The organism is Herpetosiphon gulosus, from assembly GCF_039545135.1.
Lineage (GTDB): Bacteria > Chloroflexota > Chloroflexia > Chloroflexales > Herpetosiphonaceae > Herpetosiphon > Herpetosiphon gulosus.
Genome location: NZ_BAABRU010000004.1, coordinates 76,133 through 94,874, shown reverse-complemented (window position 1 = coordinate 94,874; position 18,742 = coordinate 76,133). Strand labels below are relative to the sequence as shown.

General features: G+C 51.1%; 15 protein-coding genes. 10 read left to right on the top strand and 5 right to left on the bottom strand.

The window, feature by feature from the left end; all coding sequences use genetic code 11:
* The first annotated feature begins 183 nt into the window (after positions 1-183).
* The 6 genes from ABEB26_RS06160 (at position 184) to ABEB26_RS06135 (ending at position 7,903) form a co-directional block, all read left to right on the top strand.
* Positions 184-1,260 carry a GNAT family N-acetyltransferase gene (locus ABEB26_RS06160; protein ID WP_345721101.1) on the top strand — a complete coding sequence of 359 codons (1,077 nt, stop codon included), beginning with the start codon at positions 184-186 and terminating at the stop codon, positions 1,258-1,260.
* Between the two features lie 3 nt (positions 1,261-1,263).
* Entirely contained in the window at positions 1,264-2,295 is a 1,032-nt protein-coding gene (locus ABEB26_RS06155; RefSeq protein ID WP_345721100.1) for a TolB family protein, read from the top strand.
* A gap of 464 nt (positions 2,296-2,759) precedes the next feature.
* Positions 2,760-3,485 (top strand): RNA methyltransferase, encoded by a 726-nt coding sequence (locus ABEB26_RS06150; RefSeq protein WP_345721099.1) that lies wholly within the window; start codon positions 2,760-2,762, stop codon positions 3,483-3,485.
* A gap of 81 nt (positions 3,486-3,566) precedes the next feature.
* Positions 3,567-5,477: a GAF domain-containing protein gene (locus ABEB26_RS06145; protein ID WP_345721098.1), complete on the top strand. Its 1,911-nt coding sequence runs from the start codon at positions 3,567-3,569 to the stop codon at positions 5,475-5,477.
* A gap of 6 nt (positions 5,478-5,483) precedes the next feature.
* Positions 5,484-6,434 carry a glycosyltransferase gene (locus ABEB26_RS06140; protein WP_345721097.1) on the top strand — a complete coding sequence of 317 codons (951 nt, stop codon included), beginning with the start codon at positions 5,484-5,486 and terminating at the stop codon, positions 6,432-6,434.
* A 251-nt stretch (positions 6,435-6,685) separates the two neighbouring features.
* A complete protein-coding gene (locus ABEB26_RS06135) occupies positions 6,686-7,903 on the top strand; it encodes a hypothetical protein (protein ID WP_345721096.1) in 1,218 nt (405 codons plus the stop codon).
* Between the two features lie 62 nt (positions 7,904-7,965).
* On the opposite strand, the gene ABEB26_RS06130 is transcribed toward ABEB26_RS06135, so the two are convergent.
* Positions 7,966-8,172, bottom strand: a complete 207-nt coding sequence (locus ABEB26_RS06130) for a hypothetical protein (protein WP_345721095.1) — start codon at positions 8,170-8,172, stop codon at positions 7,966-7,968.
* 127 nt (positions 8,173-8,299) lie between these two features.
* Here ABEB26_RS06130 and ABEB26_RS06125 point away from each other — a divergent pair, with 127 nt between their 5' ends.
* From ABEB26_RS06125 to ABEB26_RS06110, 4 genes are all read left to right on the top strand, one after another.
* Positions 8,300-9,100 (top strand): DUF4230 domain-containing protein, encoded by an 801-nt coding sequence (locus ABEB26_RS06125; RefSeq protein ID WP_345721094.1) that lies wholly within the window; start codon positions 8,300-8,302, stop codon positions 9,098-9,100.
* Between the two features lie 29 nt (positions 9,101-9,129).
* On the top strand, positions 9,130-10,599 hold the full coding sequence (era, locus tag ABEB26_RS06120) for a GTPase Era (RefSeq protein ID WP_345721093.1): 1,470 nt from the start codon (positions 9,130-9,132) through the stop codon (positions 10,597-10,599).
* 114 nt (positions 10,600-10,713) lie between these two features.
* Positions 10,714-13,587 (top strand): SUMF1/EgtB/PvdO family nonheme iron enzyme, encoded by a 2,874-nt coding sequence (locus tag ABEB26_RS06115; protein ID WP_345721092.1) that lies wholly within the window; start codon positions 10,714-10,716, stop codon positions 13,585-13,587.
* Between the two features lie 14 nt (positions 13,588-13,601).
* On the top strand, positions 13,602-14,213 hold the full coding sequence (locus tag ABEB26_RS06110; protein WP_345721091.1) for a hypothetical protein: 612 nt from the start codon (positions 13,602-13,604) through the stop codon (positions 14,211-14,213).
* Between the two features lie 338 nt (positions 14,214-14,551).
* On the opposite strand, the gene ABEB26_RS06105 is transcribed toward ABEB26_RS06110, so the two are convergent.
* The 4 genes from ABEB26_RS06105 to ABEB26_RS06090 form a co-directional block, all read right to left on the bottom strand.
* A complete protein-coding gene (locus tag ABEB26_RS06105) occupies positions 14,552-15,268 on the bottom strand; it encodes a Nif3-like dinuclear metal center hexameric protein (protein ID WP_345721090.1) in 717 nt (238 codons plus the stop codon).
* A gap of 75 nt (positions 15,269-15,343) precedes the next feature.
* The gene (locus tag ABEB26_RS06100) at positions 15,344-15,703 is read right to left on the bottom strand and encodes a Trm112 family protein (RefSeq protein ID WP_345721089.1); all 360 of its coding nucleotides are present in this window, start codon (positions 15,701-15,703) and stop codon (positions 15,344-15,346) included.
* Positions 15,700-16,371 carry a phosphoribosylanthranilate isomerase gene (locus ABEB26_RS06095; protein ID WP_345721088.1) on the bottom strand — a complete coding sequence of 224 codons (672 nt, stop codon included), beginning with the start codon at positions 16,369-16,371 and terminating at the stop codon, positions 15,700-15,702. Before ABEB26_RS06095 ends, ABEB26_RS06100 begins: the two co-directional genes overlap by 4 nt.
* On the bottom strand, positions 16,368-18,650 hold the full coding sequence (locus tag ABEB26_RS06090; RefSeq protein ID WP_345721087.1) for an NYN domain-containing protein: 2,283 nt from the start codon (positions 18,648-18,650) through the stop codon (positions 16,368-16,370). Before ABEB26_RS06090 ends, ABEB26_RS06095 begins: the two co-directional genes overlap by 4 nt.
* Between the last annotated feature and the right edge of the window lie 92 nt (positions 18,651-18,742).

Genomic DNA, 18,742 nt, shown 5'->3' with positions numbered 1-18,742 from the left:
TATCAAAGAAACCGCATATGCCAATAGAGCAATAACGTCAGTGATTGAAATAAGTTCCCATTTTTTTGGATGCAGCTGGTGAATTGAGCCAAAATCGTTGCGCTATCGGCTGTAGTGGACAAGCGGCAAGGCCTAGAGTATGATGCGACCTACATACGAGCTATCGAGCTTGGAGGGTCGCTGATGTACGAAGAAGTTGCGCGGATTGCTCTGGGTGCAGGAACTGAGGCAGTCCTCTCGCGCATCCAACCGCTTGCTTCTGAATTTGCCCAACCGCTTGAGGAGCTTTACCACCGATGGGGTGAAGATCCGGCGGTCGCTTGGCGTTGGTCATTCGATATGCACCTACGCCTGGTTGGGTTGCGCTTTAGCCAAGATGTTTGGTACTTGGCCCAAGTGCAGGGACGGCCTGTGAGCGCGATGTTGCTCTGCCGTTCAAAATTCTGTCCACAATTGGGTTCGATTCATCGGGTTTATACAGCTGAGCCGTATCGTCGCCGAGGCTTGGCTAGTAAGTTGTTGAAGTTGGCGATTAACGATTTTGAGTCCAGCAGCGGCCAAGCGCTGATTATTAGCACTGAACATAATGATAGTGCCATGTCGTTCTATGAGCAGTATCATTTTGTGACGATTAATGAGAGCGAAAGTAGCCGCACTGGCAATCGGATTGCATGGCGCATTAGTGATGGCGATTCGCCCGAAAATTTCCTCAAGCAGTTGTTTGCGCCGAGCACAGCAGTGTTTATGCGCTCCTCGGATCGGGCCGATGTGCCGTTGTTGTTATCATTGTTCAATGCGCCAGATAATCGGATTGTGCGCCATTATGGCTTGCAAATGTTGGGTGATGCCAATATTGGAGCCGACGATTTCTTTCCCGCCTTTGAGCAGCAAGAGGGTGATGTGGCGGTTTTGACTGGCCTAACGGCGGCCAGTGGGGCAATTGTTGGTTGGGGCAGCATTATGCCACCAGTTTACCCATGGCCTAACCCCTATTACCAACAACATCAGCTTTTGGTCGATTGTTATTTGGCAGCAGGTCATATGGATCAAGCCTCGGTTTTGTTGAATGAAATGCTACGCCAATTGCCATCGAACCACTTTGCCAACCAATTGATCGGGCATGTGCCGCTTGATCATCCAGCGTTACCGGCAGCCTACGAGCAAGCTGGTTTCGAGCGAGTTGGGTTTATTCCACGAGCCTATATCGATCCGCGCAGTAATCAAGGCACTGATATAGCGCTGTATCTCCGCGAGCGATAATTCATGCGATTTGTGATTTATGTTCTTGTTTGTATTCTCTTGTCAAGTTGTGGGGCGGCTAATTCTGCGACGGCAACGCCGCCAGCCCCGGTTGCCCCCAACCTTGGCACTATTTCGCTGATTATCTCGCGGGGTGGGGATTTGTGGCGTTTCGATTTGCCCACTAAACAGTGGACGCAATTAACCAACGAAGCGCCCAATGCCTACTCAACCTTCCCCAGTATTGCTCCCGATGGCAAAAGCGTGGTCTATTCGTATCGCCCACCTGTGCCAACTCCTAGTGCCGAGCAACCCTTTGTTGTGCCCGTTAATCATGCCAACCAAATTGCGGTTGATGGCGGAGCCAGCAAATCGTTGTTTGTGCCCGATGGCGGCAAACGCGATGGTCAGCAAATTTACGATTCACTCGATACGCCAGTTTGGTCGCCTGACGGCAAAACCTTGTATGGGGTTTATCAAACCTTGCGTTTTGATAACGATGGGGTCTTTTTGCAATCAGGCAGTTCGATTGTCGCTATTGATCTTGCTAGTGGTGTGCAACAAACCCTTGTCATGACCGGAACATTTCCATCGGTCTCGCCTGATGGTCGTCAATTGGCCTTCGTGCGCACCCGCGACGGCATTTACCCCACCTTGTATCTCTACGATTTGCAAACCAAGCAAGAACGAGTATTGTTTGATCAGCCCAACTTGGTTAGTGCCTTGGAAGCACCAATCTGGTCGGCGGATGGTAAAACGATTTATATCGCGGCCAGTCCTTTGACGATTGGCCAACGTCAGCCAAGCTGGCTCGATTGGTTTGTTAAGCCTGCGGCTGCCCACGGCTTGGGCTGGCAAGTTTGGTCAGTTGATCTGGCAACAGGTCAAGGCAAGCCTGTCAATAGCGAAATCTTCGAAGATCCACGGATCGTTGTCGATGGTTCGCTGTTGTATGTTTGGACGTTCTCGGGCCTTTGGCAGATGGATTTGGCGGGTAATCCACCAGTCTTGATCGAGGAACCAGGCGATATCGGCGGTATGACGCGGGTTCCCTAATGAGAACATAGAGCATAGATGTAATGGGTCATTGGGTTAACAACCATTTCCCTTGTTCCCTCACCCCCACCCCCTCTCCCACTGCGGCGGGCGAGGGGAGCACTCCCTGAACGATTCCCCCTCGCCTCGCGGGCGGGAGAGGGGGTGAGGGGATACTGGTGGTTGCCAACCGCATAAACCATTACACATAGAACATAGAACATAGGGTAAGGAGCTAGGTTTTAACATAGAGGCGCAGAGAGCAACTAGGGGCGAGGGATCAGGGATCAGGAAACACGACAAGAATCCAATTTGTAGCTAAAAATTTATGCTTTGCGATCTTCGCGTCCTTCACGGTTCCGTTCTTCGTATCCTTCGCGTTCTTCGTGGATCAATGTTCGCGGTTGCTGACCTCTTGCCCCTGCCAACTGATCCCTTTCTCCCTCTGCTAATGACCCACGAAGGATGCCAAAAAAGGATTTGTAGTGAGTTCAACGATTTTTAGCAATGTAATTACCGTATTGCACGAACCACAGCGCGAGGTCAATATTGGCTCGACAGTGCGAGCTTTGCTCAACACTGGCTTTCAACGCTTGCGCTTGGTTCAACCAGTCACCTACTCGATCGAGCGGCTTGACGATATGGCCCATCGCAGTGCTGCATTGGTTGAGCAGATTGAAAGCTATGCCAGCCTTGGCGAGGCCTTAGCCAATGTGAGCTATGTGGTTGGATTTAGTGGTCGTAGTCGCGGCGAGCGCCAAGCGCTTAGTTTGCCCGAATTTGCGCCAAGCTTAACCGCTTTGGCGGCGACTGCTCCGGTGGCCTTGGTATTTGGTCGCGAAGACCGTGGACTGGATAACGCGGCAATCGAGCAGTGTAGCCAATTAATCAGTATTCCGGTCGATCCAAGCTATCCCTCGTTGAATTTGGCCGATGCGGTGCTGTTGGCGTTGTATACGATTCGGGGCTTGGCCACCAGCGCCGAGCCGTTGCCTAGCCTTGATTTGGCCGACCAAGCAGCGCATGATCTATTGCTCAATTTGCTTGACCAACTTTTGACCAAGCTTAAATTTTCGCGCACGGCAGGACAACAAGCGAGCGCAGTGCGGGTTATGCGTGATCTGCTGGCTCGTTCAAGGCCTAGCCCAAGCGAAATTGCCCTAGTAACCGCGATGTGTCGCAAAATGTTGGCAGCGCTTCCACCCAATTAAACGTCAGGGCAACTTCTTGCAAAAAGCCGACAATTGCTCTACACTCATTCGGCACGACGACTGCAATGAGGCACGCTGGTTATGATCGATACAAGCGCTCCGAGCGCGGCTATTCTCGCGATTCTTCAGAATGATAATGCAGTGGCGCAGGCGCAGGAACTTCGGGCGTTTGGCGCAACCTGGCAAAGCCAAAACGCTGATCCGCAAATGCTGACCAAACTTGGCATCGAAGCCGCTACCCAAGCGCGGCTTGATCCTAGTGCGGTGGTAACCGATCTCTTGCTGGGCTATGCCGCCGCCCGCGAGGAGCAACGCACCCGCCATTGGCAAAACCACTTGATGCGCCGCGTGCAGCAGTTGGATGGCCTGCATCGTATTATTAGCGCCGCCAATTCCACTTTAGATATTGATGCCTCGCTTCAAACAGTCGTCGATACGGTCAGCGATGTGATGCGCGTCGATGTCTGTTCGATTTATCTCTTTGATCAGCATCGCCGCATGTTGCGTTTGGTCGCGACCCGTGGGCTGAATCCCAAGGCGATTGGTACGGTCGAGGTGGAAATCGGTGTGGGCGTAACTGGTTGGGCTGGCGAATTGGGTAAGCCTGTGGCGATTTTTGATGTGCGTAATGAGCCACGCTACCAGCTTGAGCCGCTGCTCGAAGAATGGCATTTTCGCTCGCTGTTGGCAGTGCCCGTGATTTTATTTGCCAGCGAACGCCACCATATCGAAACCCTGCAAGGTGTAATCACGGTCCAAAATCGTGATCCCCATGAATTTTCGCAAGAGCAAACCTCGTATCTTGAAGTTGTGGCGGGCGAAATTGCACTCTCGATTGCCAATGCCCAAATGTATCAACAAACTGATGCCCGTTTACACCAAAAAATTCGTGAATTAACCACCTTGCAGCGCGTAACGGCGGCGCTAGCTTCAACCTTGGATGTTGACACACTACTGCATTTGATTGTGGAGCAAGCTGTCAAGATAGCCGATGTTGATCGCACTGATATTTTCCAAGTACGCCCTAATAACAAAGTGAAAATGCTGGCCTCGTATGGGCCTGGTCGCACTTCCGGTGTAGAAGATATGATTGTGCAGGTGATTCGTGAGCATCGCGCGATTGCGGTGCCGAATGCTTACACCGACGAACGTTGGTCGGGTGTGCAGGCGATTGCCTATCGCGAGGGCTTTCATTCGTTGTTTGCCCTGCCGATGCGCACGGGCAATCGCATTATTGGGGCATTGTGTTTTTATAGCTATGCGCCGCGCCATATCGAATATGAGCAAGTGCAATTGCTCACTACCTTTGCCGATGAAGGGGCGATTGCGATTGAAAATGCCCGCTTGTACGAAGAAACCCAGCGCAATCTGACGATCAAATCAACCTTGCTGCAAGAAATTCATCATCGGGTGCGCAACAATTTACAAACAATCTCGGCGTTGTTGCAAATGCAGGCACGGCGTTTGAACACCGAAACTGAAGGTCGGCAAGCACTTGATGATAGCGTGCGCCGTATTCATGCAATTGCCGCCGTGCATAATTTGCTCAGCCACGATGGCGAAGGCCAAACCACAGTCCAAGATATTGCCAAGCAAATTGCCGAAAATATTCAGATGAGCCTCCCAAGCGAAACCCCAGTTGAGTTTTTGATTACTGGTGATTCAGTTTCGGTCAATGCGCGGGCAGCCACAGTCTTGGCAATCGTAATCAACGAATTGGTGCATAATGCGCTTGATCATGGTTTGAGCGCCGAGGGCGGCATTATTGGTATCGATGGCTGGATGGAAAACGACGAACAGGCTTGTGTACAGGTTCGTGATGATGGCCCAACCCGCCCCGAACCTGTCAAACGCCGCGTCAGCACTGGGCTGGGCCTAGGAATTATCGAAACTCTCGTGAATACCGACCTTGGCGGCAAATTTGAGTTCAAACGCGAAATTGAATGGACGCGGGCATTAATTACTTTTGCGCCCGATGAGTTGGATGATTAAGCGAGCATGACCCAGCTATCATTAATTTGTACAGTCAAAAACGAGGCCGATAACATCGCCGATTTGCTGGATTCGATGTTGGCTCAAAGCCGCCAACCTGATGAAATTGTGGTCAATGATTGTGGATCGACCGATACAACCGCCGCGATTGTTCAAGCCTATATTGAGCGTGGTGCGCCAATTCGCTTGGTCTATGGCGGTTTTAACATCTCTTCTGGTCGGAATAACGCCATTTTGCATGCCCAAGGCGACTTAATAGCCTCGACCGATGCTGGCTTAGCGCTCGATCGCACTTGGCTCGAACGAATTGTCGCGCCACTCGAAGCAGATCAGGCCGATTTGGTGGCTGGATTTTACCAAGCAGCGCCGCGCAGCGATCTCGAAACCGCGATTGGTGCGACCAACTATCCTTTAGCTGAAGAAGTTGATCCAAGCCGATTTTTGGCGGCTGGGCAATCGGTGGCCTTTCGCAAAGTTGTGTGGCAAACCGTGGGCGGCTATCCCGAATGGCTCGACCATTGCGAAGATTTGGTGTTTGATCGGGCGGCAGTGGCGGCGGGTTTTCGCAGCACAGCGGTGCTCGATGCGGTCGTGCATTTTCAGCCGCGCTCCAGTTTTCGCGCCTTGTTTCGTCAATATTTCTTCTATGCACGGGGCGATGGGGTTGCCAACCTCTGGCCGTTGCGCCATGCAATTCGCTATGCAACCTACCTTGGCTTACTGTTGTTGATGGGCAATTTGCCTAAACGCCCATGGCTTGTGGGTGTTTTAGGTTTGGGCATCGCTGGCTATACCCGCAAACCCTATCGACGTTTGTGGCGAGCAACCAACGGCTGGTCATTCACTCGCCGCAGCAAAACCTTGAGTTTACCGCCATTGATTCGCTTGGTTGGTGATCTTGCCAAAATGCTCGGCTACCCGGTTGGCTGGCTGGTACGTTTGCGCAAACGTCGATAGCTTTTAACCTTACTCAATCATCGTTTTATATCTATACGATAGGCCACTTATAAAGCCCAAATTGTGCTTTAGGGGGTGTCGGGGAATGAAAACCCCCGACGTTTCCCTCCGGCGGAGGGACGGAAGGGTGGCGAAACAAAATCTATCAAGAATCTAAAAGCCTTGCAAACCAACAAATGGCTGATTGACAAGCAGCAACAACCTTTGATAGCATCGATTTCTCTGGATTTTGAAGAAATAGGAGGATACCGATGCGTTATCGTCGTGGGTTGGCCTGTTTATTACTAGGCTTAGTTGGCTGTAGCAGTGCTACTACACCCACCAGCCAACCTCAACCAACCACCAATGTGATTGCGGCTGAGCCAACCAGCCCAGCAGCGACAATTGTGCCTACCGTTGCTGCAACCATAGCTCCAAGCCCCGAAGTAATGAGTGAACTACTGCCTCAGCCGTTGTATGCGATTTCATCGCAACCCAATGGCGTGCAAATTATGCGCCTAGAAACTGATGGCAACACCCTCACCTCAATCACGAACGAACCGAATGGCGTGTTCGATTATCATGTCAGCACGCTTGGTCAAATTGCCTACATTGCCGATAATGATCTGATTTTGGTTGATGGCTTGGGTCAAAATCGCCAAATTCTGGTGGATGGCCCAACGATTGACCCACAAGCAGATACCAACATTATGCATCGCGATCAATTGAATACGCCACGCTGGTCGCCTGATGGCAGTTCGATTGCCTTTTCATGGGGCGGTTTGCAAATCTACAACTTGATTACTGGTGAGCAAACCATGCTGCAATCCCACACCAGTAGTCGCGATTCAGCGCTTGCCGACATTTACGATTATTCAGTTTTATATGGCCCCAATAGTTGGTCGCCCGATGGGACAACTATTCTAGCTAATGCTGGTTTCGTGCCCGAGGGTGGCAATTTGGTGCTGTTTGATTTAGCCACATCTGAGCCATTAACAATTACAATTGATGGCAATTATCCATGTTGCCATGTTGCTTGGGAGCCAGATGGCAGCGCAATCAACGTCACCAACGAAGCATTTGGCATGTTTCCAACTGGCTGGTGGCATATCAATCCGAGCACTGGCGAATCTAAAGCGCTGATCGATGGCGATAATGCTGAGCCATTTCAGCCAGTTTCGAGTGTTTTCATGCAGCCAGATGGTAGTCACTTGGCCTTTGTGGGTACAGTCAACAGCAGCGATCCTATGCAGATTTCGGCTCCGTTGACCTTGAGCCAAGTTGGGCTTGATGGCACGATTACAGCTTTGCGCCAAGATAGCCAAACGGTTGGCAGCGTCTTGTGGTCGCCTGATGGCAGCGGGGCAGTGATTGTGCCTTCGATGATGGCTGAAACTCAACTCCAATGGGTTCCGAGCAATGCTAGCCCAGTGGCTAATTTGGCTTTGAGCGGAGCTAATATGCAGTGGGCAACGACCTTGGATCAGTAAATTCACCCGGAAACGCCCCTCGCCCGCCGCAGTGGGAGAGGGGTGGGGGGTGAGGGAATCCATCAATCATCACGCTTTTCAGGCTTGTCGAGAGTTACCGGTGCAGCGTGCAAGCCATCGCGATCAACATACAGCGGCGGAGTTGGCATTGTGCCATGTTCAAAGGCTGGGTTAGCTGCAACTGGAGGTACAACCGTAGCGTCGGATGCTTGTTCGCCAACGTAGGTACGCTCAAATTCATCAGCATCTTTAAATAATGGTTCACTCATAACACACTCCTAATGCGAATATCAAAACCTTATAGTGCAAGCTATAGCAGAAAATGCACCACGCCAGCATTTTTCGGCTATACTAGCAAGTACCTTAATGATTGAGCTTCATCAAAGGAGGCTCCTAATGTATCGTCAACGCAACTCTGGTTGTATTAGTAGTTTGTTTTTTCTGCTCATCGGAGCACTTGGGATTATGGTCGTGCTATCAATTACGGGCCTTTTCGATCCCATTGGTCTGTGGTTTACTAAACCTCAAACCGTCAATAACGCCCAAGGCCCAGCGATTGTGCAACAATTACGTGCTCGTGACGAGTGGATCACCTTTTCGTATCAGGCCGATCAAGTGATCGAGGCGCGGAGTGAAGGCAACTTCTTCCAAGAATTGCTCTATGGTGATCGAATTCTGTTGCAGGCTCGCGGCGAAGTAGCTGCTGGCATCGATATGAGCGAACTCCGCGATGATCAGATTGTGATCGAAGGCAAGTCGATTAAAATTACTTTGCCACCGGCTCGGATCATCTACTCGCGCCTTGATAATCAAGCGACGCGGGTCTATGATCGGGAACAAGGTTGGCTGAGTCGTGGTGATATTAATTTAGAAAGTAACGCTCGCAGTTTTGCTGAACAATCGATTACTGCCAGCGCTTGTGAAAGCGGTGTGCTTGATCGCGCGGCAGTTGAGGCTCAAAAAAATATTAGCGATTTGCTCTATGCTGTCGATTATACTAATGTGACGGTGATTGTGAGCAAAGTTGGCGATTGTGCTGGTAGTGCCAATCAAATGGCTACGCAACAGCCCAATGCAATTGAACCAACTGCGCCAGCCAATGTCCCAACTGATAGCACCGCCCAACCCAGCGTTGCCCCAACACCAACTAGTAGTGGTGGTAGTCTTTCCGGAACCGCTGTTCCAATTCAACCTTAAAGTGCTTAACACTAGAATTTGATGGAGTTATGTTAGAACTTACTTTTGATGCTGATGCACGGGCGTTATACGCCTACTTTACCGATATTAACGAAGGCGACGATGCCAGCCAACTGGAAATTCCAGGGGTCTTTTTATTAGATGCTGCTGGGCAGATTGTTGGTATACGGTTGCAATTGGCCTCAGCACCGAAAAAGAGCTTTTTGCAATATGCCCAAGGCTTTGAAGAATTAAGCTACGACGAGGCCGCCCAGCAATTAACCCTGAGTTTTGGTCAGCATGTCGTTGCCGCAACCGAAGAGTTGCCCTACGACGCGATTATTGATCTTGATCGCAAAGGCCGCGCCTTAGGCCTTGAAGTTCAAGCAATGATCGAATTTGGCCTTAACGAACGCCTCGACGTACTCAACCCATGGCTGGTGGCCTTTGACGAAGAGGCTGGCGATGAGTTTGACGAGGACGCTGAGGATGCTGACGAGCAAGCCGATGCCAAACTTGGGGTTAAAGCTGAAGCCAAGGCTGAGGACGAGGACGAAGATGGGCCAGCCGTTCATCAACCAATCAAACTCAATCCGAACTTGCCCAAGCCCTTGCTGCCAACCGATCAAGAAGTGCATAGCGGCTTTGTCGCTTTGGTTGGCAAGCCCAATGTTGGCAAATCGACCTTGTTGAATGCCTACCTTGGCCAAAAAGTCTCGATTGTTTCGCCCAAACCCCAAACCACTCGCGTGCCAGTGCGTGGGATTCTCAACGGTCCCGATGCTCAGATTATTTTCGTGGATACGCCTGGAATTCACAAGCCACGCCATAAACTTGGTAATTTTATGGTTGATGTGGCCAAACGTGCTGTCCCGAATGCCGATGTAATCTGTTTTATGGTCGATATTACCGTGCCGCCCAACCGCATGGATCGTGAAATTGCCCAGATGGTCTTGCTCTCACGCAAGCCACATATTTTGGTGCTCAATAAAGTCGATGCAACTGATGAAGCCGATAAGCATCTGCAAGAATATCGTGACCTCGCGCCGTGGGAGATGGAAGTGGCGGTTTCGGCCCGCGATAAATTGGGCATGGAAACCTTATTGGCCGAAATTGTTCAGCGCTTGCCAGTTGGCCATCGGCTCTACCCCGAAGATCAACTTTCCGATGTTTCCGAGCGCAGCTTGGTCGCCGAGATGATTCGCGAAAAAGTCATGCTCAACACCGAGGAAGAAATTCCCCATTCAATCGCAGTCGAAGTTGAAGAATGGGAAGATCGCGGTAAAGTTGTGTATATTCGCGCCAATATTTCGGTCGAAAAAGATTCGCAAAAAGGCATCATCATTGGCGCGGGTGGCTCGATGCTGCGCAAAATTGGCGCAACCTCGCGCTTTGAAATCGAGCGCTCACTTGGCCGCCAAATTTATCTCGACCTCTGGATCAAGGTGCGCGAGAATTGGCGACAAAAGCCCAACGAACTCCGTTGGCTGGGCTACGATGTGAAATTCTTCAGGGATTAACCCCTATAGGCTAACCCTTTATGGACAAATGGCGGGGGATAGGCATCCCCCGTTTGAGCTATTTTATGCCATACTACAATGTATGGTATTTTTTTGTAATCCATGAGGCGGCCTATGCACGATGTTGAGCGAATCCGTCAGAAAATTATTAATCTACAAGCCCGCCGTGCCCAAGAAAGCGACCAAGATTTAATTGAGGCGCTTGATCAGATGATTGGCCAACATCAACACCAACTAAGTTTGTTGGCTCAACAAGCCGCCGCTGTTGTCGAATCGCCTGCCCCTGCCGCTGCTCAAGGTCAAGTTTATGGTTCGAGCGTGATGACCAACCTTGGTCATGTTTGGATTAACCAAGTTTTTAATGCGCCCTTGAGCACTGGTGAGCGCACTGATCAATTGATTTTGCACTATCTGGCCCATGTTCAGGGCAACGCTGATCGCTTGGTGCTTGGAACTGATGTCCAAGATAGCGATCAAGAGCGCATGTCGTTGCAGCGGGTATTTACCATGCTGCAAGCCGATTTTTATGGGCCGATTGCTGGTGATGCCTTGTTGCAATCGCTGCTGTTGGGTAGCCCACAGCCACGCCCGCAATTACAAGATTCGATTCTCAAGGCGCTCAATCAAATTCAACATCAGCGTTCAGTGATTTTGGGTGTGCCTGGTGGTGGCAAAACTACCGTGGTTTCGTATCTGGCTTCGGCCCAAGCGGCGGCCTTGCTCGATCCAGGCAAAGCTGAATTTTTGCATAGCCAAGGTTGGATGCACACCAAACTTGTGCCAGTGCGCGTGCGGCTCAAACATGTGCAACCTCCAGCCGACCCTGAGCAACAAACTGCCGCCGCTTTTTGGGAAGTCGTGACCGAATTGCAATTGGCTGGGCGTTTTGGCCAACGCGCCATCAACAGCGATGTTGGCTTTCAGCGAATCGAAGTTGAGCGCCAACAACGGCTGCAAGATGCAATTGAAGAATTATTGATCAATGGCAATGGCTTATTGTTGCTCGATGGGCTTGATGAAGTGCAGCCCGAACATCTGGCCGCCGTCAAACGCTGTATCGAACATGCCCAGCGCATGTTTCACAAAAGTCGAATTATCGTCACATGTCGGGTGTTTGATTATGAGCATCCACTGCCGCCGCCGTTTCCCTCGCGCCAGCTCTACGATTGGCCGACAATTCAGTTGATGCCATTTGATCTGACGGCTCAACATGTGTATATCACCAATTACTATAGCGAACTGGGGCGTTTGCATGCCTCACACGCTGATATTGTTAGCATTCGTAAAAAGCATGCTAAACTGCATGCCGAGTTGATGAAATCGGGGATGTTGCATGAACTAACGCGCACGCCGTTGCTCTTGGCACTGACGGTGCATGTAAATATGGTGCACACCGATTTACCCGAGAGCGAAGGCAAATTGCTGCATATTTGTATTGACGAATTGCTCAAACGTCGTGCGCCTGAGGCGATTGCCGTTTCACTTGAAGATTTGTATGACTTGGTTGCATTGTTAGGCTATTACGCTCATAGCCAAGAAGAAATTCAGGGCAAAGCCTTGCTTAGTTTGCAGCAAATTAACATGGTGGTGCAGCGCTATTATAGCGATCGCTATCCGCATCCCAATCAAATTCATATGCTTTCGCAGGCGGTTGGTAATGCAACCTTGCGCTTGATCAATAGTAATGGCTTGTTACAAGAGGCCAGCAATAATCAACAAGATAATCCGCATTATGATTTTGCCCATCGTTTGTTTCAGCAATTTTTAGCAGGCATGTATTTGCTCAATCAAGAGCGTCACGATGAATGTATCGAACGGGCTGGCAGCGAGCATTGGCGGGTTTGCTTGCACTACATGGCTAATTTTGCGCCCTATATTCAAAAACAAAGCTTCATTTTTGGAGTGATTCAAGATTTGCTGGGGGGCATGCCCGATGAACAGGTACAAGGCTCGCATTTACTTTTGGCAATTGGCAAAGCCAAAGTTGCCAGTGCTGGGCGGCGTAATCTATGGCAGCAGGCAGTCAACCATCTCAAAAATATTGGCGGCTTGAGTGGCAGTAGTCGAGGTGTGCGGCGTTGGGCACCACCACGCATCGCCTTTCCCACCCGTTTGCGGGCGGCCTTAGTGTTGGGCGCAATCGGCGATACGCGCTTTATTGGCGAAGATGGAGCATTGATTGCATTGACGGAGCGGGTTGTATGCATTCATGCTGGCAGCGTTGAGCTGGAAGATCCCCATGCCCGCCCCCAAACCTATAGCGTTGAGCGCTTTTGGATGAGCCGCTATCTTTTGACCAACTTTGAGTATAGCCAATTTGTTGCCGCCCGCGGGTATTTAGATGATCAGTGGTGGCAGAACGACGATGCGCGACATTGGCGACGCGGTGATCCTTCGTGGTTGCATGGTTTGCCACCGTGGGCAGCTCCGCGGCGCTTGCCCGATTTATGGCATAACGAGCGTTTCAACCACCCAACCCAGCCAATTGTTGGGGTTAATTGGTACGAAGCGAATGCCTTTTGTGCTTGGCTCACCGTGCAACTACGGCCTCAACTTGATGCACTTGGGCCAAATTTGGTGGTACGCTTGCCGAGTGAAGCTGAATGGCAACTCGCCGCCAGCCAACATAGCGAGCGTGAATACCCTTGGGGCGATGAATGGCGCAATGATCATGCTAACACCAGTGAAAGCGAGCTCGAGCAACCAACTCCGGTTGGCATGTTTCCCTATGGCACGTGGAGCGATGGCCCAATGGATTTAGCGGGCAATGTTTGTGAATGGACCAATAGCATCAATCGCGACCTTGAACTTGACCCACAAACCACGCGTAATCGTCGGCTGCAACATCGCGATTTGATGGTCGCTGTGCGTGGTGGTTCGTGGTTTCATAATCGCTATTTTGCTCGTTGTCGTTCGCGCTTGCAGCATCGTCCGTTTAGCCATGGCCCGAATATTGGTGTGCGCTTGATTATCGGTCACGCCGAATAAAGGAACTGAGATTTATGCAACTTTCAATGTTAGAGCAAATGAGCACTCAAAATTTGTATGATTTACGTGAGCAGCATCGCAAAAATTTGAGCATGCTGGCGCAACAGGCTGGGCAATGGGGTGCTGGTAGCGTGCCTGCTGAAACCCAAGCCCAAATTAGCCAAACCCAAGCGATGATCGAGCAAATCAATCTGGTGCTGGGTCAACGTGGCCATAACCATCAAAATGATCCTGCACGGGGAGCCTCATTGCAGGCGGTGCTTGAGCATTATCGCCAGCAAGCACCAGTTCAAAATACTGGCACGGTTAATCTCAACAATAGCTCGGTGTATGGGGTGGTTGCAGGAGTTAATACGGGCACAATTACGGTTGATCAACATAGTGGCCAAGCTGCTTCAAGCTTGCAACAAGCTGCCGATATGATTCAGCATCTATTGCCGATGGCCCGTAGCCAACGTAGCCCGTTTCGTCATGCGCTGAGCGATGCTGAAGTAGCAGTGAGTGATGCGCTCAACGCTCAGCGCAATGGTGATGATCAACAGCGCTTAATCCAACAAGCTCGCGCCGATTTACAAGAATTTGCCCAATATCCTGAGATTCATCAATTATTATCATTGTTGCGGTAGTTAAGCGTATGCTATAAAGCTGATTATGCTACCAACCTGAATATGATTCAATGGAAGGCTTTGTTTCGCCATCCTTCCGCCGGAGGGAAACGCAGTTTACAAGGGTAGGTTTTTAACAATGATTGGGTGAGATTTGGAGTCGATTTGGATGCCCTCACCCCCTAACCCCCTCTCCCGCCGAGCGAGCGAGGGGAACCATCGCCGCATGAAGAGTGCGACTCCCCTCGCCCGCCGCAGTGGGAGAGGGGCTGGGGGTGAGGGCACATTAAAACCTACCCTTGTAAGGTTTCCCCCTGGCGAAGGAACGGAAGGGGTAGCAAATCAAGATGAATACGCTGCTATTGGCCGCGATCTTCGAAAATCGCTGTGCGCACGCCGGCCCAGCGCTCGCGGATCATGCCTGCGAGGGTGCGTAAGCCCCAATGTTCAGCTCGTTTGATGCCAGTGCTGAAGGCTGCCATATTATTGGCGCGACAGCTCGCTTGGGCTGATTCACGCAAAATTGGCGTGAGGAAGGCTTGAGCGCCACGATTTGCGGCCTCTTGCACTAGGGCTGGGGTAATTTGGTTAACAATCGCTACCTTACGGATCGATTGAACATTATTTTCCCAAACCTCATCGACCCCGCCATACATATCCATGACCAAACGTCGCCATTCGGCAGTGGTCACTGGTTTGGGCAGATCGCCGACCATGCCCAAGGGACGGCCACTTTTATCGGCCATGGGCGAACGCCCGCGTAAGCCCAAAACCTCGGCCAAGCGTGGCACAAAGCCAATTGTCAAGCGTTCGTCAAAGGGTGCTCCTGCATAGAGTACCCCACGGGTTGGCGGCACAGTATCGCGATCAAGTTGTTGTGGGCGATGCAAAAAGATCGCATCGAGATCTTCGTGTTCAAGCCATGATGGTAAGGTTGGCCATGGATCGAGTGCAAAGCCCATGCGGCGAATAGGCCGCACTGACGAAATATAGATCGTACCCCGTTCTTCACTTGGAAAATACTCGGTCTCTAAGATGGTTTGCAAGAAGGTCGAAAGTTCAGCGAGGTTTGGCATGATCCAGACTCCAAGTAACAACAAAAGGAAGCCCGGAGGGCTTCCCTTCCGTAATAGGGTTCCACGCTGGACAAATTAGGCGCGAATCAGGCTGGTATCTTTATTTTTTTCGCCTTCATCGATCAACATAATCGGAATCCCATCTTCGATTGGGTAGCGATAACCGTTGCGTGGGTTGAGCAGCCATTCTTTGCCACTGGCATCGTTATACAATTCGACTGGTTTTTTATCGACTGGGCAAGCCAAGATTTCCAGCAACTCGGGGCTGATTGAGCGTTTGGTGCTGCTGGCGCTGACGGCGGCGGTGTTTGAGCCTAAATTGCTGACCGGAGCCAACTCAAATGCTTGATCCGCTTTATATTGTTTATAAACCCGATAAACCAAGGCTCCTGCACCAGCGATGATACCGAAGCGCAACAATTTACCAAATTTCATGCATTCCTCCTAGCAACACGCAGTGCATCCAAAGCTTGCTGCGCGGTTTTTACAAATTGGGTTATTTTAGTTAGATCTTTGATGCCAGCGGTTTCAATGCCGCTGCTGACATCTACCCCCCATGGGGCGACTGTTTGGATTGCTTGAGCCACATTGGTTGGTTCTAGCCCGCCCGCCAGCAATAAGGGCGTTGTTTGGGCCAATTGGGCGGCGGCTGACCAATCGGCCAACACTCCAGCCCCACCATATGAGCCTGGCACATGAGCATCGACCACCAAGCGCACTTGTTGATGGCTTTGGGCTATATCATACCACGCTTGCTCATTATTTTGATTGGTTAAACGGACAGCTTTAAGCAATGGAAATGGAATTTCATTGACGATCATTGGATCTTCATCGCCGCTAAGCTGCACCAGATCGAGGCCAACCTGCTGGGCAAGTTGATTAATCTCGGCGGCGCTAGCATTGGCAAACACCCCAACCAATTGACTTGGCGTGGCGGTTGCCCGTACAGCCTGAACAATCTCGAGCGCCAAGCTTGGCTCGATTTGGCGTTTGCTGGGAGCGAAGATCATGCCAATCAGGTCTGCGCCTGCCAAAGCCGCTGTTACAGCGGCTTCGACACTACGCACACCACAGATTTTAATTGCCTGTTCAGGCCAACTCACGCTTCTTCTCCAGGTTCGCTGGCGGCCTTTTTGCGGCGACGTGGTTTTTTAGCTGGCTCGACTGGAGCGGGTGCTTCAACGACTGGCTCGACCTTTTTGCGGCGCGTGGTTTTTTTGGGTTTTTCCTCAACGACTTCAACTGGCTCGGCAGCTTTCCGTCGGCCACCACGCTTTTTGGGCTTTTCAGCCACCGGCTCGGCCATTGCCTCAACCGCAGGTTCAACACTTGGCTCGCTGATAATTTCAGCCACCGGCTCGGCCACAGCTTCAACTTCAACCACAGGCTCGGGCGCTGGATCATTGGCAACGCTAGCGGCAATGGCTTCGGCTACGCTCAACGGCACAATCGATTTGCGGCGGCGGCTGGGCTTGCGTGGCTTGATGGCTGCGGTTGGTGTTGCTACAGGTGCTTCATACTCGATTGGCTCGGCAAACGAATAATCGGCATCGCTTTCGGGCAACGGCTGTTCTTCAAAGCTTTCGGGCAAGGCCACTTCATCGATTGGCGCGGTGTAATCATCGTCAATTGCGATGGTTTGGCCACCAATCATAGCTGGCAACAAATGTGGCTCTTCATCAACCAAGTCAGGCAAACTTGGGCCATCATCAAAGGCGGCAAGATCGCTTGGATCGAAGGCTGGGATTGACCCATCAAACTGCTCAGGGTTGAGCACCAAGCGATAGTGGGCTTTGGCTCCACGATTTGAGCGCTGGACTTTGCCTTCGTTAATTGCTTGTTTGATCAATTCCTTCAAGGCATTATTAGTTAGATCAAGCTCAGCCGTATTGCGCATTTCGCGGAGATCGTTAAAGATATCGGCGAATGGCACTGGCTCGCTATAAACGCCCATCACCTGATAGAACAACTGCCATTCACGTTCGCCAAAGCTGAAACCTTCGGTTGGTGCTGGCACAAGGATTGTGTCGCTCAACTCTTCGGGCAGCACATCGACGGCTGGTTGTTCAGTGCGGCTGCTGCCACGGCGACGGCGACGACGGCCATTGCGGTCGCCACGTTCGCTGCTTGGGGCAACTTCCTCGCCATCAGCCAATTCCATCGGCTCATCGGCGATGCCAATCGTTTCGATTGTGATTGGGGCGATTGATTCGGCTTGCAACTCAAGCTCTTGTTCGAGTTCGCGCTCGGCTTCAACTGAGGGCAAATCTTCAGCAAATTGCGAGAGCTTGTAGGGATCTTCATCGGGCAAGAAGACTTCATTCACCGTGCCACTGGTGAAGATTTGAATCTTGCCAAGCCGTTCGGCTTCGCGCACAAAATCGGTAAATTTGGTGAACGGTTTGCCTTGGGCATCGCGATAGCGACTTTCTTTGAAGTTGGGCAGAAGTTCTTTCATCAGAACCTTGAGCGAGCCAAATGAAGTCACATAGCCACGTTTACGGGCTAAGTGCAAGGCCTCAACCAACTTATCGTAAATTGCTGCATCGGGATTGCTGGGGGTTGCTGCGACAACTGGCGCGGTGCTTGGAGCTGGCCGCACCACGATTTCGGGGGCTTTTTCAGCAGGCTTTTCAACTCGTGGTTCGGTCGTTTTCTCCGAACGTGAATCAAGCCGCTCGAAATTTGGCTCGGCATGCTTTTCAGGGCGTTCGCGTTCGCGGCGGCGGTCATCGCGGCCATTACGTTCGCTACGCTCAGTGCGTTCAGGGCGTTCGCTGCGTTCAGGGCGTTCGCTGCGATCGTTACGTTCAACCCGTTCTGGGCGTTCGACCCGCTCGAAGGTTTTTTCGTGGCGCTCGTTGCGACGGCCACCCATCGGGCGAATATCAACAATTTGCTCGTAGAACAAAAATTCATCGGCACTTTGAGCGAGATGACTGGAGGCAGCCCCGCCAATGCCAACGATAATTACATCTTTACCTTCTTGGCGCACACAGTTGACCAAGGCAATGAAATCACGATCGCCAGTGATAAAGATATAAGAACCAATATTAGTGCGTGTGTAAAGCGTGCGCATTGCATCGATACACATGTGCATATCCACACTATTTTTGATTGGACGGCCCATTCGGCCTTCGTCCTTATCATAATAGTAGGTTGGCACATACATCGGTTCGATATTATTGGCAAACAAAGCGCTGGTAATCCGTGGGTAACGATACCAGTCGGCGTAAGCGCGAGCAACTACAACACGGCCATAGTCCTCGCAACGTTCCATCAATGCTTCGAAATTAGGGGTAGCGTCGAACTTCTCTCGAACTGAAACATAAATGTTCTCGAAGTCGATAAAAACCGCAACATCCTGCTTGGGTTTGTTCATAGGGATTCCAATGTGCTCCTGGGCAGTCATTTTGGTTGTGGCATGCCATTTAATTCTGGCGAGTGATCGAGTACGGTCACCCATTACCACCT